At 62.2% G+C, this 16,152-nt stretch carries 12 protein-coding genes; 8 read left to right on the forward strand and 4 right to left on the reverse strand.

The features are described 5' to 3' along the window. Positions 1-135 precede the first annotated feature (135 nt). The 5 genes from METAC_RS0120050 (at position 136) to METAC_RS0120075 (ending at position 6,837) form a co-directional block, all read left to right on the forward strand. Entirely contained in the window at positions 136-822 is a 687-nt protein-coding gene (locus METAC_RS0120050) for a helix-turn-helix domain-containing protein (protein ID WP_026608390.1), read from the forward strand. Positions 823-960: 138 nt separating this feature from the next. Continuing rightward, on the forward strand, positions 961-2,118 hold the full coding sequence (locus METAC_RS0120055; RefSeq protein WP_245257530.1) for an HlyD family secretion protein: 1,158 nt from the start codon (positions 961-963) through the stop codon (positions 2,116-2,118). Continuing rightward, the gene (gene rbbA, locus METAC_RS0120060) at positions 2,108-4,867 is read left to right on the forward strand and encodes a ribosome-associated ATPase/putative transporter RbbA (protein WP_036255745.1); all 2,760 of its coding nucleotides are present in this window, start codon (positions 2,108-2,110) and stop codon (positions 4,865-4,867) included. The genes METAC_RS0120055 and rbbA overlap by 11 nt, the downstream gene beginning before the upstream one ends. 42 nt (positions 4,868-4,909) lie before the next feature. Continuing rightward, complete coding sequence (locus METAC_RS0120065) at positions 4,910-6,037, forward strand: ABC transporter permease (RefSeq protein ID WP_026608393.1); 1,128 nt, start codon at positions 4,910-4,912, stop codon at positions 6,035-6,037. 152 nt (positions 6,038-6,189) lie between these two features. Beyond that, the gene (locus tag METAC_RS0120075; protein ID WP_026608394.1) at positions 6,190-6,837 is read left to right on the forward strand and encodes a BON domain-containing protein; all 648 of its coding nucleotides are present in this window, start codon (positions 6,190-6,192) and stop codon (positions 6,835-6,837) included. Positions 6,838-6,899: 62 nt separating this feature from the next. On the opposite strand, the gene METAC_RS0120080 is transcribed toward METAC_RS0120075, so the two are convergent. After that, complete coding sequence (locus tag METAC_RS0120080; protein WP_036255747.1) at positions 6,900-7,238, reverse strand: c-type cytochrome; 339 nt, start codon at positions 7,236-7,238, stop codon at positions 6,900-6,902. A 246-nt stretch (positions 7,239-7,484) separates the two neighbouring features. Here METAC_RS0120080 and METAC_RS24690 point away from each other — a divergent pair, with 246 nt between their 5' ends. After that, positions 7,485-7,781 carry an Hsp20/alpha crystallin family protein gene (locus METAC_RS24690; protein ID WP_156898290.1) on the forward strand — a complete coding sequence of 99 codons (297 nt, stop codon included), beginning with the start codon at positions 7,485-7,487 and terminating at the stop codon, positions 7,779-7,781. Between the two features lie 70 nt (positions 7,782-7,851). After that, a complete protein-coding gene (locus METAC_RS0120095; RefSeq protein ID WP_026608396.1) occupies positions 7,852-8,319 on the forward strand; it encodes a host attachment protein in 468 nt (155 codons plus the stop codon). A gap of 60 nt (positions 8,320-8,379) precedes the next feature. On the opposite strand, the gene fixJ is transcribed toward METAC_RS0120095, so the two are convergent. Further along, a complete protein-coding gene (fixJ, locus tag METAC_RS0120100) occupies positions 8,380-9,033 on the reverse strand; it encodes a response regulator FixJ (protein ID WP_026608397.1) in 654 nt (217 codons plus the stop codon). Next, the gene (locus tag METAC_RS0120105; protein ID WP_026608398.1) at positions 9,023-10,531 is read right to left on the reverse strand and encodes a sensor histidine kinase; all 1,509 of its coding nucleotides are present in this window, start codon (positions 10,529-10,531) and stop codon (positions 9,023-9,025) included. Before METAC_RS0120105 ends, fixJ begins: the two co-directional genes overlap by 11 nt. 406 nt (positions 10,532-10,937) lie before the next feature. Between METAC_RS0120105 and METAC_RS0120110 the strand changes: the two genes are divergently transcribed. Then, positions 10,938-14,279, forward strand: coding sequence for a transglutaminase family protein (locus METAC_RS0120110; RefSeq protein WP_026608399.1), 3,342 nt, complete (start codon positions 10,938-10,940; stop codon positions 14,277-14,279). A gap of 4 nt (positions 14,280-14,283) precedes the next feature. On the opposite strand, the gene METAC_RS0120115 is transcribed toward METAC_RS0120110, so the two are convergent. Beyond that, the gene (locus METAC_RS0120115; RefSeq protein ID WP_026608400.1) at positions 14,284-15,912 is read right to left on the reverse strand and encodes an alpha-D-glucose phosphate-specific phosphoglucomutase; all 1,629 of its coding nucleotides are present in this window, start codon (positions 15,910-15,912) and stop codon (positions 14,284-14,286) included. Positions 15,913-16,152 lie beyond the last annotated feature (240 nt).

A 16,152-nucleotide genomic window follows, 5' to 3' on the forward strand; every position in this document is an offset into this window, starting at 1 on the left:
TGCGGCCAAAGGTTCCGGCGCGGATCGATTTCGGACCTCCGGTGTTCTACCTATGGGAAAGTTCCTAAGGCATCGACCCGAATGTTTCGCCCATAAAGTTCAAGTTAACTTTCGGCGTCATCAAGGAGCGCTCACATGCTTATGCAGCCGGTTACAACGAGTTCACCGCATTCCTTGCAGCGCCAGACGCATTTCGCGAACTACGATGTCGGCTTCTTCAACTGCGCGGCCGAACTCTCGGGCATGAGCTTGAACTATGCCAGGGATGAAGAAATTTATGGCGAGGGCGAGGACGCCGAATTCGTTTACAAGGTCGCCCATGGCGCCGTGCGCACCTATAAGCTGCTGCGGGACGGGCGCCGGCAAATCGGCGGGTTTCATCTCGCCGGGGATCTTTTCGGGCTCGACCTCGGCGGCCGACGGCATTTGACCGCGGAGGCGGTCGCCGACAGCAAGGTTCTGGTCTTCAAGCGGCGACAGGTCGAATCGGTGGTCGCGCAAAATCTCGCCGCCGCGCGCGAGCTTTGGCTGACCACAGCCAATCATCTGCAGCATGCGGAAGAGCACATGCTCCTGCTCGGCCGCAAGACGGCCATCGAGCGGCTGGCGGCCTTTTTGCTCGAAATGGATGCGCGCAGCGGGCAGGCTGGCCGGATCGAGCTGCCGATGCTGCGCCGCGACATCGCCGATTATCTCGGCCTGACCTTGGAGACCGTGTCGCGGAGCTTTTCCGAGCTGCAAAGCGCCGGCGTGGTTGAGCTCGACGGGGCTCGTCATGTCGTCTTGCGCAATCGCGCCGCATTGGAGGAAATGGGCGCGTAACGGGTATTTTCATTGAAAAGGACGGCAGCGGCGCATATTTTTGCGGGCGTGTCATCGCGCCATGTGCGGCGGATTGCTCCTAGCCGTCGCCGACCTGTATTTGAGGTGGCGCGGGCATCACTCCAGGACGTGCCGAGCGTGAGCAGCCTTCCCCCTGCCGAGATCGAAACGCCGCTGTCCATCGAGGCCAAAGCCCAGCGCGGCGACGCGCTGGAGACGGGGGCCCTTCCATCAGCTTCTCCGCCGTCGGCCGGGAAGTTGCCGGCGATTATCGACGCGCCGGCGCTCCCTGCCGAGCCGACGGGCCGCTCCTGGCTCCGTCGCGCAATTCTGGTCGTCCTCATAGGGGCTGGAGCGGCGGGCGGCTTTTTTTATTGGCGGCATTTTCGCGCGCCGCCCCTTCCCGCCGGCATCGTTTTTGGCAATGGCCGGATCGATGCCGAGGAAATCGACATCGACACTAAATTCGCAGGCCGCGTCGCTCAGCTCTATGTCGAGGAGGGCGACATGGTGAAGGCCGGGCAGATCATCGCCCGCATGGACACGCAGGATTTCGAAGCGACGCTCAAGAAAGACGACGCCCTGGTGAGGCAAAACGAGCATTTGCTCATGGAGGCCCAGGCCAATGTGGCGCAATTGGAGAGCCAGCTGAAATTGGCTCAGCAGGAACTCGATCGGACGAGCGCCTTGCTAAAAAGGGGCTACGCCACGCGAGAACTCTATGATCAGCGTTTGCAGGCCTTCAACGGAACTAGTCAAGGCTTGATCGCTGCCAGAGCCCGCGCCATCCAGGCCTCTCACGCGCTGGAAGCGGCTCAGCACGACGTCGAACTCGTCAAGGTCAATATCGCCGACAACACGCTCGTCGCCCCTCGCGCGGGACGTGTGCAATATCGAATCGCCGAACCGGGCGAGGTGCTCGCCGCTGGCGGCAAGGTCTTCACCATGCTCGATATCGGCGATGTCTACATGGCGATCTATCTGCCGACGCTCGACGCCGGCCGGGTCAAGATCGGCGCCGACGCGCGGATCGTGCTCGATGCTTATCCCGAGCATCCGATCCGAGCCAAAGTCACATTTCTCGCGACCCAGGCCCAGTTCACGCCAAAGGCCGTCGAGACCAAAAGCGAGCGCGACAAGCTCATGTTTCGGGTCAAGGTGCGGATTGATCCCGACATTCTGACGAAATACGCCGAGTCCCTCCGAACCGGCCTGCCTGGGAACGCCTATATTCGCGTCGATCAGAAAGTCGAATGGCCAGATTGGCTGCGGAGCCGGCCGGCCAGTGACTCCTGACGAGCAAAACGTCGCGCGGCTGGAAAAAGTCAGCCTACGTTATGGCGATAAATTCGCCCTCGATAAGGTCTCGCTCGACGTGCCGGCTGGCCGTAAGATCGCCTTGATCGGGCCGGACGGCGTCGGAAAATCCTCGCTCCTGAGCTTGCTCGCGGGCGGCCGGCGGATTCAGACGGGCGATGTATGGGTCCTCGGCGGCGATATGAGCGAGGCGCGCCACAGGACGGCAGTCTGCTCGCGCATCGCCTATATGCCGCAGGGCTTGGGGAAGAACCTTTATCCTGACCTGAGCGTCAGCGAGAATATCGCCTTTTTCGGCCGCTTGTTCGGGCAGGGGAAAGCGGAGCGCGACTGGCGCATCGACGAGCTGACTAAAAGCACCGGGCTCGCGCCGTTTAAGGATCGGGCCGCCCGGAATCTGTCTGGCGGCATGCGGCAGAAGCTCGGGCTCTGTTGCGCCCTCGTCCATGATCCGACCCTTCTCGTCCTCGACGAGCCGACGACCGGCGTCGATCCCTTGTCGCGGCGCCAATTCTGGGAACTGATCGAGCGGATCCGCGAGCGGCGCGCCGACATGAGCGTCATCGTCGCCACCGCCTATATGGAGGAGGCAGAGCGCTTCGATTGGCTCGTCGCTATGGACGGCGGCAAAATCATATCGAGAGGGACTCCGCTCGAACTCAAGACGAAGACCGGCGCGTCGAGCCTGGAGGAGGCGTTCATCGCCTTGCTGCCCGCCGAGCGCCGAAGCGGCGGCGGGAGCCTCGTCATTCCGCCCCGACCGCCATCGAAGGATGGACCTGTCATCGTCGCGCGGAACCTGACCCGCCGCTTCGGCGCCTTCACCGCCGTCGACAATGTGAATTTCTCGATCGAGCGCGGCGAGATCTTCGGCTTCTTGGGCTCGAACGGGTGCGGCAAGACCACGACGATGAAAATGCTCACCGGCCTTCTGCCAGCGACCTCCGGCCAGGCCCTTCTGTTCGGCAATGCGATCGAAGCGGAAGGCATGAGCGCCCGCGCCCGCGTGGGCTATATGTCGCAATCCTTCTCGCTCTACACGGAACTGACCGTTAGACAGAATCTCGACTTCCACGCGCGCCTGTTTCACTTGGCTCCAGCGCGGGCGAAGGCGCGGATCGCCGCGCTCATCCGTCAGTTCAGGCTCGCCGCCTATCTCGACCAAACCGCGTCGAGCCTGCCGCTCGGCATACGCCAGCGCCTGTCGCTCGCCGTCGCGATCGTTCACGAACCGGAAATGCTCATCCTCGACGAGCCGACCTCTGGCGTTGACCCAATAGCGCGAGATGGCTTTTGGCGGCTCCTCATCGATCTGTCGCGCAATCACGGCGTCACGATCTTCATCTCGACCCATTTCATGAATGAGGCCGCGCGATGCGACCGGATCGCCCTCATGGACGCCGGCCGCGTTCTCGCGACGGGCGCGCCGTCCGCCCTGGTCGAGGCGCGGCGCGCGGCGACGCTCGAGGACGCCTTCATCTCCTATCTGGAGGAATCGATCGAAGCCCGCGGCGGCGATGACGGGCGGGAGACCATGGCCGCGGCTGCTCGGGATAGGGCGGATCGACCCGCCGTCGCCCCGGGGGCCAAGCTGAACAGGTGGTTCAGCCCGCGGCGCATGTTCGCCTATACGATCCGCGAGACCCTCGAGCTCATGCGTGATCCGATTCGCTTGGGGTTCGCGTTGCTCGGGACGGCTTTTCTCATGGGGGTGATGGCGGCCGGCATTTCGACCGACGTGGATAGCCTCACCTTCGCTGTCCTCGATCATGACAATACGCCCGAGAGCCGCGCCTATCTCGAGGAGCTGCGCGGCTCGCGCTATTTCATTGAAAGGCCGCCGCTTTCGGACTATTCGGGCCTAGAGCAGCGACTGAAAAGCGGTGACATCAAGCTCGGAATCGAGATTCCGCCGAGCTTCGGGCGCGATGTTAGAAAAGGCGTCCCCATATCGGTCGGCGCCTGGATCGACGGCGCCATGCCCTTCCGCGCCGAAACCATTCGCGGCTATCTACAGGCGATGCACCAACAATATCTCGTCGATCTCGCGACAAGGGAGGGATCGTCGGCGAGCCAGGCCGAGCCAGCGACGATCGAGACGAGATGGGTCTACAATCAGGACTTTTATAGCATCTACACGATGGCGCCCTCGACCCTGGCGTTTCTGCTCATTCTCATCCCCGCCATTTTGATGGCGCTCGCGATCGTGCGTGAGAAGGAGCTCGGATCAATCACCAATCTCTATGTCACGCCGGTGACGCGGATCGAGTTTCTGCTCGGCAAGCAGCTTCCCTATATCGCCATCGGCATGGCCAATTTCGCTGTCCTCCTGCTGATGGCCACTCTCGTCTTCGCCGTGCCGCTCAAGGGGAGCCTGTTCGCGCTCGTCGTCGGGGCTCTGCTTTACGTCGCGGCCACGACGGGCTACGGCATGTTGATCTCGTCCTTCGCCAGCTCGCAGATCGCCGCGCTGTTTGGAACCGCCATCCTCTCCTATCTGCCGGCCTTTCAATTCTCAGGCATGTTGACGCCGGTGTCCTCATTGGCCGGCGCGGCGGCTGTCATGGGGCGCATGTTCCCGATGACCTATTTCCTGCCAATCAGCGTCGGCGTCTTCACCAAGGGGCTCGGCTTCGCGGATCTCGCCGGAAATTTCCGCTCTCTCGCGATCTTCGCCGTGGTCCTTATTCTGCTAAGCTTTCTTCTCTTGCGGGACCAGGAGAAATAGCGCCCGCACTCCCGCAATTCCGCTTAGATAGAGTTGGAGCCAATGCCGTCTCTGGCCAATATATTCTGGCTCGGAACCAAGGAAATCCGCAGCTTCGCGCACGACTATGTCCTTGTCGGATTGGTCATCTGGGCCTTTTCATTCGCAGTCTATTCGATGGCGCAGAGCAAGTCGCAGGAACTCAACAACGCTTCCATCGCGATAATCGACGAGGACAATTCGCCGCTCTCTCATCTTATCGTCGAAGGGTTCCGCTTGCCGCCCTATTTCAGGCCGCCAAAAGCGATCGCCTTGCAGGACGTCAGTCGCCTGATGGATAATGGAACCTACACATTTATCCTGGACGTCCCCCTGCATTTCGAGCGCGACGTCCTTGCTGGCCGGCAACCGGCGCTGCAGGTCAATGTCGACGCGACGGCCGTGGTTCAGGCCGGAATCGGCGCAAGCTACATCCAGCAGATTCTCACGACTCAAATCGCTAATTTCCTGGCCCGCTCCGAAAGATCGCAGCCGCAACGCGTGAGCCTCGACATTCGCATCGCTTTCAACCCGAACGCCACGACGTCATGGTTCACAAGCGTGATGGGCATCATCAATAATGTGACGATGTTGGCGATTATTTTGTCCGGCGCGGCGGTTATTCGCGAGCGCGAGCATGGGACCATGGATCATCTGCTCGTGATGCCGGTGACGCCGTTTGAAATCGCGATGTCGAAAATCTGGGCCAACGCTTTCGTGATCACCATCGCGGTCGGGCTTTCCTTGAGCGTGATCGTGCGCGGCCTTCTCGGGATTCCGGTGGCGGGCTCCGTGCCGCTTTTTCTTGTCGGGGTGGTGATCTATCTCTTCTTCGCCTCGGCCGTCGGCATATTCCTCGCGTCGGTGGCGCGCACCATGCCTCAACTCGGCCTTCTCTACCTGCTTGTGTCCGTGCCGATGAATGTCTTGTCGGGCAGCAACACGCCGATCGAAAGCATGCCGCGGGCGCTCCAGATCGTGATGCAAGCGTCGCCCTCGACGCATTTCGTGTCCTTCGCGCAGGCGATCCTCTACCGGGGCGCGGGACTCGACCTCGTTTGGCCCGAATTCCTCATCGTCGCTCTCATCGGAGGGCTCTTCCTCGGCCTTGCTTTGCTGCGCTTTCGGCGGATTTCGGCCGAGACTAATTAGGCCGCCCGCGAACGCGTGATCCTGCGGTCGCTTCATGGCGCGAGACCGCTCTGCTTGACCCAAATCAAACGTCGTCGCGCGGTTTTCGGCCATCGTCGCCGCCATGGCTGCGGCGCTCGGACGCTGTAGTGCGAAGCTTCAGGAGGTTCGGCATGGACGACAAGATATTGCGCCAATTCATCATTGACGAGCTCGATTTCGAGCCGAGCGTTCATGCGGCCAATATAGGCGTGGCTGTGGAAAAGGGCGTCGTCACGCTGACCGGCCATGTGGGCAGCTATGTCGAGAAGCTCGCGGCGGAGCATGCGGTCGAGAGGGTCAAAGGCGTGAAAGCGATCGCCGAGGAGATCGAGGTGCGTTACGGCGACCAACCGAAGCGTTCGGACGACGAGATCGCGCAGCGCGCGGTCAACATCTTGAGTTGGAGCGCGCAGGTTCCGAAAGAGTCCATCCATGTGAAGGTGCAGCGGGGATGGGTCACGCTCAGCGGGTCCGTCGAATGGCAGTTTCAACGCATCGCCGCGGAGTCAGCCATTCACAAGCTGAGCGGCATACTCGGGGTCACCAATCTCATCGAGATCAAGCCGCATATTGACGCGCCGGACGTCAGGAAGAAAATCATCGAGGCTTTGAAGCGCAATGCCGAGATCGAAGCCGATTCCATTCACGTGTCGGTCGAGGACAATAAGGTCATTCTCGAAGGCAAGGTCAAGGCGTGGTATGAGCGCGGCCTCGCCGAGAGGGCTGCCTGGTCGGCGCCGGGAGTGAAATCGGTGGAGGATCGGCTAACGCTCGGCTGACGAAATTGTTGCGAGACGCCTCAAGCGGCGTCTCGCAACGCGGTGAAAAGAGCGCTGTGAGCTCAACGCTCCAACGTCTTGAGGTAAGAAATCAGATTTTGAATCTGATCAGGGTCGAAGCGAAATTGAGGCATTGTCGGGTGCCCGACCATGATGCCCTCGGCGAAAGATTCCGCGAGATCCTCTACATTGTAGCGCTTATGCAGCTCGCGAAAGGGCGGCGCTTCCTTCAAGGAACTATCTCCGTAAAGTCCGATGGCGTGGCATTTCGCGCACCATTCTTGCGCAAGCCTTTGGCCGAGCGCGGGGTTCCCCTCTTGCGCATTGGCTGCGAGAGCGCCGAGCAAGAGGCAAGTTGCGCCAAGCGACAGGACGGGGGCGTAGCGGTTGAATCTGAACATCGAGAACTCACATTGAATGGCGACGGCCGCGTCACGAAGGCGCTGCCTGCGGTGATTAGCCATTGTGAGGCGTGGACGCCAGCGCGGCCTTGACCTTGATCAAACGCTGGTCGGATTTGCAGTCGCGCCAAAGCGCGAATGACGCCCGATTGGGGGAGGTTGATTGAAATCAAGGCGGCGGGCCTGGCTTGATGCTCCTTTCGTTCCGGGCGCCGCTTGCCGTCCCGCCTATTGGGAGTCTCGATCATGCCGTTCAAATCTCTGATCCCGAGTCCTGGCCTCGAGGAGAAGGATGTCCAAATCGATTTCACCGACGACGTTCTGACTGGCAAGGGCGAGAAGAAATCGGAAAAAGAGGAGAAGGACGAGAACCGCCGGGTCTCGGAGCGCAGCTATGGCGCGTCCCTGCGCGCGATTCAACTGCTGTCGGGAATCGACCCGAATTCGATCGAGGCCAATTTCGCGAAAGTCGTTCTCACGGTCAAGGCGCCCAAGCCGGCGCCTAAAGTGACTAAGAAGATCGAGATCAAAAAAGCAGGATAAGAACAGACAGGAACGCGCGCGCCGGTCCTCGGCCGGCGCATGCGTTGACCGAAGTCATTCGGAGAGTCCGATGTCCAAAGTGAAAATGCATGCTGGCGACTGGATCATCGTTTCGGACGCGCGCAAGGCGCTGCTGCTCGAGAATGAGGGAGACGAGATGTTTCCCAATCTGAAGACGCGGGAGGTCCGCGAGCATGAGGAGGAGCCCAATCGCGTGTTGAATGCCGATAAGCCGGGCAGGGTGCAGCAATCGGCGGCGAGCTTCCGCAGCGCGGTCGAGCCGTCGGATCGACACGAGGAGGCGGACAAGAATTTCATCAACGCCTTGGCGCAACGCCTACATGAGCTCGTGTCGAGCGGCCAAACCAAAGGCCTGTTCATCGTGGCGCCGGCGCATGCTCTTGGCCTTATTCGGAAAAGTAGCTCGCCTGCAGTGAGGTCTGCGGTTCGCGCTGAACTGGACCGGGATTTGATCCATCTGCCGGTCTATGAGATCGAAAAGCATCTGTTGAAATGGGGCGCGGAGCAGGCCTCCTGAGGGCATGGAGCGCTGCATCGCGCGAAACCTGACGCCTGGAAGGCACCTGACGCGCCCTCTTCAGAGGCGCTCGGGGGGCTCGGGTTCGAGGGCGGCGAAGCCTGCCTTGATCGCGAAACGCACCAGTTCGGAAACGCTATCGGCTTTCATCTTGGCCATCAGCTTGGCCCTGTAGACTTCGACCGTGCGCGCGCTCAGACCATGCTCGCGCGCGATCTCCTTATTAGTCTTGCCATACATGAGCCCGCTCAAGACTTCGGTTTCGCGGTGACTCAATGTCGCGAGTCGCGCGCTCATTTCCTCGGTCATGGCGTCCGCCGCGTGGGTCTGGCCGTCTTTTTCGATTGCGGCGCGCACGGCCGCGATGAGCACATCGCCGTCGAAGGGCTTTTCGATGAAATCGGTCGCGCCGAGCTTCATCGCCTTGACGGCGAGGGGCACGTCCCCGTGCCCGGTGATGACGATCACGGGGATGGCGTGCTTCCCCGCGCCCAAGCGGCGGGCGACCTCGAGCCCGTCCAATCCCTGCATGCGGACGTCGGTGATGACGCATCCCCCGCCGATGGAGGGGAGCGCATGAAGAAACGCCTCCGCTGAATCGAACAGGCGCACCGCGAAACCCGCCGATCCAAGCAGGAAATCGAGCGAGTCGCGCAACGCCGGATCGTCGTCGATCACATGCACCACGTGGCATGAGCCGTTGCTAGCGCGCATGGGCCTTCGCTTCCGGCGCCTTGGGGATCGTGAACCGAAATACGGTTCCTCCCGAAGGATTGGATTCCATCCAAAGGCGCCCGCCGTGCGCCTCGACGATGGTCTTGCTGATCGACAGTCCGACGCCCATGCCGGTTTCCTTGCTCGTCACGAAGGGCTCGAACAGCTTCGGCAACACGTCGGAGGAGACCCCGTGACCAGTGTCGGAGACCATGATCTCGACAAGGTCCGTCGGAAAAGGCGTGGCTGTCACCATCAGCTCGCGGCGTGGCGCGCATTCCATTGCTTCGAGCGCGTTGCGGAAGAGATTGACGAGAACCTGCTGGATCTGCACGCCGTCAACAAGAACGAATTCGATCTCGTGATCGATATGAAGACGCAACATGACGCCTTGCTCTCGCGCGCCGACGAGAGCCAGGGCGCTCGCCTCTTCGATCAGGCGCGCGACTCTGTGGCGCGTTTTGTTTGTCTCTCTCCTTGTGACGAAGTCGCGCATGCGGCGGATGATCTCGCCTGCGCGCAAGGCTTGAGCCGCCGCTTTTTCGAGTGCGTCCTGGACGGCTTCCGCGTTTCTCTCGCGATCGGTCTGGAGGAGCCGCTGGCAGCCTTTGATGTAGTTGCTGATCGCGGCGAGAGGCTGATTCAGCTCATGCGCGAGGCTCGAGGCCATCTCGCCGAGCGCGCTCAAGCGCGAGACATGAACGAGCTTTGATTGCAGATCCTGAAGCTGGGCCTGAGTTTCCTGACGTTCGGTCAAATCGCGAATGAAGCCCGTGAAGTGGCGCCGCGCGCCCGCGCGGACCTCACCGATCGAGAGATGCATCGGAAAGGTCGACCCGTCTTTGCGCAGGCCTGTGACTACCCTTCCGACGCCGATGATCCGCTTCTCGCCGGACTCGAGGTAGCGCCCGACATAGCCGTCGTGGCGCTCTCGGTCGGGCGCCGGCATGAGCACGCTGACATTGCGGCCGATCGCTTCATCGGCCGAATAGCCGAACAGGCGCTCGGCCGCTGCGTTGAAGGATTGCATGATGCTGTCTTCGCCGATCACGATCATGGCGTCGGGCACGGCGTTGAGCAGGAGCCGGAGATGCTCCTTGCGTCGCCGCAGTTCGTCTTCCATCCGCTTGCGGTCGTCGATGTCGATCGTGACCCCGCTCATCCGCCTAGGGCAGGCGCCGGGATCGCGGTACGCGCGACCTTTTGAATGCAGCCATCGCACGCGTCCGTCGGCGAGAGCGATGCGGTACTCGACGTCGAAATCGCCATGCTCCATAGCGGCGGCGAAGGCCAAGCCGACGCGTTGGCGATCATCCGGGTGGATCAGCGAATCAAAGGCCTGATAACTCATGGCGGCTTCGGGGCCGACGTCGAAAAATTGGGCGCAGATGTCCGAACAGCTGAATGCGTTGCCCTCTATATTCCAGTCCCATGTCCCGATCCCGGCTGCTTCGATCGCGTAGCGCGCATGCTCGCTTTCGTGAAGCTGATCAGCCAATGGAGCCTCCAGCGCGGGGGGGTCGGTGAAATCCAACCGTCATTGATCTTAGTCAACAACGGCTCGAATTCCTAGCGCCGCCTTTGCGGCTCTCTCAAGCTTAGGCGTCACAGGATGCAAGAGGACGATCGGAGCCGAGGCCTTGGGTCCCGTCGGGAAAAAACGATTCAAGCCCGAATGCTTGTGATCGTCTTCGCCCGTCGGGTGCCGTGGCTCGTCGAAGCTGGGGCGCCTCGAATTTGTGCTTGCCGAGCGCGACGAATTTTGGTCTCGAACAGAGCCTATTCGGACGGGATCAGGTCGGCCGGCCGCCTCGGCTCCCTGCAGATGCCAGATTTCTGAGGCTTGCCTATGAGGCCTCATGAAGCGTCGGCGAGCGGCACCGCCAAGCCGGACGAGGGTTCCAATGACCATTTCCGCCGCGATTCACCACGTCACGCATTACAAATATGATCGGCCGATCTCGCTCGGGCCGCAAACGATTCGCCTACGTCCGGCGCCGCATTGCCGAACCAAGGTCCTCGGCTATTCGCTCAAGGTGACGCCCGCAAACCATTTCGTGAATTGGCAGCAGGACCCGCACGGCAATTGGCAGGCGCGCTTCGTCTTTCCCGAGAAAGTGACCGAGCTGAAGATCGAGGTCGATTTGACCGCCGCGCTGGCCGTGGTCAATCCGTTCGATTTCTTCATCGAGCCCTATGCCGAATCCTTTCCCTTCGCCTACGATCCTGCGCTTAAGGCCGCGCTCGCCCCCTATCTCGAACTCGAGCCGCTCGGTCCTCGCCTTGCAGCCTATCTTGAGTCCTTGCCGAAGCAACCGGTCCATAGCGTCTCATTTCTCGTCGATCTCGTCGCCAAGCTGCAGCAGGCTATTCGTTACGTGATCCGGATGGAGCCGGGCGTCCAGCTCCCTGAGGAGACGCTGGAGCTCGGGTCTGGGTCCTGCCGCGATTCCGCCTGGCTGCTCGTCCAGATCCTGCGGCGGCTCGGCCTCGCCGCCCGATTCGTGTCGGGCTATCTGATCCAGCTGCGCGCGGACATCGAGCCGCTTGAAGGGCCGAAGGGGACTCAGCAGGATTTCACCGATCTTCACGCCTGGGCGGAGGTCTATTTGCCCGGCGCCGGCTGGATCGGCATGGACGCGACCTCCGGCATGTTCTGCGGCGAAGGCCATCTCCCTTTGGCGGCGACGCCGCATTATCAGTCGGCCGCGCCGATTTCCGGCGTCGTCGAGCGGGCGAATGTCGATTTTCATTTTGACATGCAGGTCATGCGCGTCGCCGAGGCGCCGCGAATCACGCTGCCTTTCTCCGAAGAAGCCTGGGAGAGGCTCGACGCCCTGGGCGAAAGGGTCGACGCCGATCTCATAGCGCAGGACGTTCGCCTGACCATGGGCGGCGAGCCCACCTTCGTCTCCATCGACGATTTTGAATCGGCGGAATGGAACACGGCGGCCGTCGGACCGACGAAGCGCGCCTTCGCCGACAAGCTCATCCGCCGCTTGCGCAAGCGTTTTGCGCCGGGCGGCATGCTCCATTACGGTCAGGGCAAATGGTATCCGGGCGAAAGCCTGCCGCGCTGGGGGTTTGCAGTCTATTGGCGCAGGGATGGCGAGCCGATCTGGAAGAATCCCGGCCTTATCGCGGATGTCGGAGAGACCAGGGCGGCGGAACAGGAAACGGCGGCGCGCGACGAAGCGCAGCGTCCGCTGGCGGAACGCCTGACCGTGGGCATCGCCGAAGGACTCGGCATCGAGGCCGACTATGTGCACCCGGCCTATGAAGATCCCGCGGCTTGGCTCATCAAGGAAGGCAACCTGCCCGAGAACACGGACGCGCTCGATCCGAAGCTAGAGGATCCGGAGGAGCGCAACCGCATGATTCGCACCTTCGCGCGGGGGCTCGCCCATCCGTCCGGCTTCGTCCTGCCCGTTCAACGTTGGAACGCGCAGGCGAACGGCGTTCCGCGATCGCGCTGGCTCAGCGAGAAATGGAGCCTGCGGCGCGGCAAGCTGTTTCTCGTGCCGGGGGATTCGCCGGTCGGCTATCGCTTGCCTTTGTCGTCGCTGCCTTGGGTGCCGCCGGCGTCCTATCCCTATGTCGTGGCGCAAGATCCTTTCGCGGAACGCGCGCCGCTGCCGCCGGCGCATGAGATCGCGCAGCCGTTCGAGCGAGTCGCGGAGGAGCCTGGGGCCGGGCGGCAGGAGCGCATCGAGCAAGAAGCGATCGCCGGCGCCGTGCGCACCGCGATTTCGGTCGAGCCTCGCGACGGCGTCCTTTGCGTCTTCATGCCGCCGGTCGAGACATTGGAGGATTATCTCGAACTCCTCGCCGCGGTCGAGGCGAGCGCGGAGGCCGCCGGCGCGCAAGTTCACATCGAAGGCTATCCGCCGCCGCAGGATCCGCGGATCAATGTCGTGAAGGTCACGCCCGACCCCGGCGTCATCGAGGTCAATGTCCATCCGGCGGAAAGCTGGCGGGCCGCGGTGGAGACGACGACCGGCCTTTACGAGGATGCGCGCCACACGCGTCTCGGCGCCGACAAGTTCATGACGGACGGACGCCATACCGGGACCGGCGGCGGCAATCATGTCGTGCTCGGCGGCGCGACGCCCGCCGACTCGCCTTTCCTGAGGCGGCCGGATCTCCTGAAAAGCCTCATCCTCTATTGGCAGCGCCGGCCGTCCTTATCTTATCTTTTTTCCGGCCTCTTCATTGGCCCGACAAGCCAGGCGCCGCGCGTCGACGAAGCGCGGCACGATCAACTCTACGAGCTCGAGATCGCGCTCGCCAATGTTCCAGGTCCCGGAGAGCCCGCGCCATATTGGCTGATCGACCGCTTGCTGCGAAACCTTCTGGTCGACGTCACCGGCAATACGCATCGCTCCGAAATCTGCATCGACAAGCTTTTTTCGCCGGACGGCCCGACCGGACGTCTCGGCCTTCTCGAATTCCGATCGTTTGAAATGCCGCCGGACGCGCGCATGAGCCTCGCGCAGCAGCTTCTGCTGCGGGCGCTCGTCGCCTGGTTCTGGCGCGAGCCTCAACAAGGCAATCTGATCCGCTGGGGCACGGCGCTCCATGATCGCTTTTTATTGCCGCAATTCATCTGGGAGGATTTCCTCGGCGTTCTCGCGGATCTCGGCCGCGCCGGCTACCCTTTTGATCCGGTCTGGTTCGAGGCGCAGCGCGAGTTTCGTTTCCCGCTCTATGGCGTGGTCGAGCATGGCGGCGTGCGGCTGGAGCTGCGCCAAGCCCTCGAGCCTTGGCATGTGCTCGGTGAGCAAGGCGCGATCGGCGGCACGGTGCGCTTCGTGGATTCCTCGGTCGAGCGCCTACAGGTGAAGGCGTCGGGCTTTGTGGAAGGGCGTCACGTCATCGCCTGCAACGGCCGGCGCATGCCGATGACGCCGACCGGCGCCTCGGGCGAGGCTGTCGCCGGCGTGCGGTTCAAGGCGTGGCAGCCAGCTAACGGGCTGCATCCGACCATTCCCGCCCATGCGCCCTTGACCTTCGACCTCGTCGACACCTGGAGCGGGCGAGCGCTCGGCGGCTGCGTCTATCATGTCGCGCATCCCGGCGGACGCAATTACGATACGTTTCCGGTCAATTCCTATGAGGCGGAGGCGCGCCGCCTCGCGCGCTTCCAGGACTTCGGCCACACGCCCGGCCCTTGCGAGGCGCCGCCCGAGGAGCGCTCGGCGGAGTTCCCTTTGACCCTCGATCTGCGCCGGCCGCGCGCGATTTGACGGTTCAGGTGATGACCGACGGCGCTTCGCGTCCGGTGAAATGGCCGATGCGGGCGAGTTCGCGCGAAATCCCGATGAGATCGGCGAGCGCAGCTTGCGTCTCGAGATTCTGGCGCGCCTCATCGGGCTCGAAGCGCTCGATATAAACTCTGAGGGTCGCGCCGGAGGTCCCTGTCCCCGAGAGGCGGTAGACGATGCGCGCGCCGTCCTCGAAAAGGATGCGTATGCCCTGATGTTTCGAATCCGAGCCGTCGACCGGATCGTGATAGGCGAAGTCGTCGGTTTCCGCGATGGTCAGCCCGGCGAAAGTCTTGCCCTTTAGGTCGGGCAGGGCCGCGCGCAGCCCCTCGATCAGCGCATGCGCGCCATCGGAATCGACTTCTTCATAGTCATGGCGCGAATAATAGTTTCGCCCGTAATAGGCCCAATGTTTCTCGACGATGTCCTTCACGCTCTCGCGCCGCGCGGCGAGAATATTGAGCCAGAGGAGAACGGCCCAAAGACCGTCCTTCTCGCGCACATGGTTCGAGCCGGTGCCGGCGCTTTCCTCGCCGCAGATCGTCGCCTTGCCAGCGTCGAGCAGATTGCCGAAGAATTTCCAGCCGGTCGGCGTCTCGAAGAGCGGAATTTTCAGCCGGGCGGCGACCTGGTCGGCGGCGCGGCTCGTCGGCATGGAGCGCGCGATCCCGACGATTCCCTTCGCATAGCCCGGCGCGAGATAGGCGTTGGCGGCGAGGAGCGCGAGACTGTCGGAGGGCGTCACGAAGAGCCCCCGGCCGATAATGAGATTGCGGTCGCCGTCGCCATCCGAGGCGGCGCAGAGATCCGGTCCGTCCACGCTCATGGCGAGATCGAACAGATGCTTGGCGTGGACGAGATTGGGATCGGGGTGGTGGCCGGCGAAATCGGGCAGCGGCGTCCCATTGAGCACGGTTCCCGCCGGCGCGCCGAGCAGATCCTCGAAAATCCGCGTCGCATAGGGGCCGGTCACGGCCGACATGGCGTCGAAGCGGAAGCGAAAGCCCGATTGGAACAGGGCGCGGATCTTGTCGAAATCAAAGAGCTTCTGCATCAGCTCCGCATATTCCTCGACCGGATCGATGACGACGACCTCGCCCGGTCCGAGAAGCGTGGGCCCAAGACGATCGAGATCAATGTCGGGCGCGTCGATGATGCGATATTCCGAGATCGACTTGGTGCGGGCGAAGATCGCCTCGGTCACCTTCTCGGGCGCGGGGCCGCCGTTCGAGACATTGTATTTGATCCCGAAATCGCCGTGTGGGCCGCCCGGATTGTGGCTTGCGCTGAGGATGACCCCGCCAAAGGCGCCGTGCTTGCGGATGAGGTTCGAGGCCGCGGGCGTCGACAATATGCCGCCTCGCCCGACAAGGATTCGGCCGAAGCCGTTCGCGAGCGCGATCTTCACGACCGTCTGAATCGCCTCGCGGTTGAAATAGCGCCCGTCGCCGCCGACAACCAGCGTTTCTCCGTGAAACACGTCGAGGATATCGAAGATCGATTGGACGAAATTCTCGACATAGCGCGGCCTTTGAAACTCCGCGACCTTCTTGCGCAGTCCCGAAGTGCCCGGCCGCTGATCCGGAAATGGCGTGGTGGCGATGCTCTTGATCATGAAAATTTCCGTAAACCGAAACGCGAGCAGCCCTGCTTTTTTCGCTTGTCGTCGGCGCCAGTCCGGGGGACGACGCCGCCGAGCGAAGCAATGATTGGGCGCAAGGTCAAGACGTTCCCGAACGACAGATCGGTTGATCCTATGGCGCCTCGATGAATAGTCGTTGAAGCCGAGGAAATTATGTTCGCCTGCTGGTTTTAGCTGACGACAGAGGTTAACTTGCGGCGAGATTCGCTGAGA

The organism is Methylocapsa acidiphila B2, assembly GCF_000427445.1.
Taxonomy (GTDB): Bacteria; Pseudomonadota; Alphaproteobacteria; order Rhizobiales; family Beijerinckiaceae; genus Methylocapsa; species Methylocapsa acidiphila.

Excerpts from the sequence above, each read along its gene's own strand:
- METAC_RS0120080 (WP_036255747.1), bottom strand. The coding sequence starts at position 7,238 with ATGTTCAGATTCAACCGCTACGCCCCCGTCCTGTCGCTTGGCGCAACT.
- METAC_RS0120050 (WP_026608390.1), top strand. The coding sequence starts at position 136 with ATGCTTATGCAGCCGGTTACAACGAGTTCACCGCATTCCTTGCAGCGC.
- METAC_RS0120095 (WP_026608396.1), top strand. The coding sequence starts at position 7,852 with ATGTCCAAAGTGAAAATGCATGCTGGCGACTGGATCATCGTTTCGGAC.
- METAC_RS0120075 (WP_026608394.1), top strand. The coding sequence starts at position 6,190 with ATGGACGACAAGATATTGCGCCAATTCATCATTGACGAGCTCGATTTC.
- fixJ (WP_026608397.1), bottom strand. The coding sequence starts at position 9,033 with ATGCGCGCTAGCAACGGCTCATGCCACGTGGTGCATGTGATCGACGAC.
- METAC_RS0120115 (WP_026608400.1), bottom strand. The coding sequence starts at position 15,912 with ATGATCAAGAGCATCGCCACCACGCCATTTCCGGATCAGCGGCCGGGC.
- METAC_RS24690 (WP_156898290.1), top strand. The coding sequence starts at position 7,485 with ATGCCGTTCAAATCTCTGATCCCGAGTCCTGGCCTCGAGGAGAAGGAT.
- METAC_RS0120065 (WP_026608393.1), top strand. The coding sequence starts at position 4,910 with ATGCCGTCTCTGGCCAATATATTCTGGCTCGGAACCAAGGAAATCCGC.
- METAC_RS0120110 (WP_026608399.1), top strand. The coding sequence starts at position 10,938 with ATGACCATTTCCGCCGCGATTCACCACGTCACGCATTACAAATATGAT.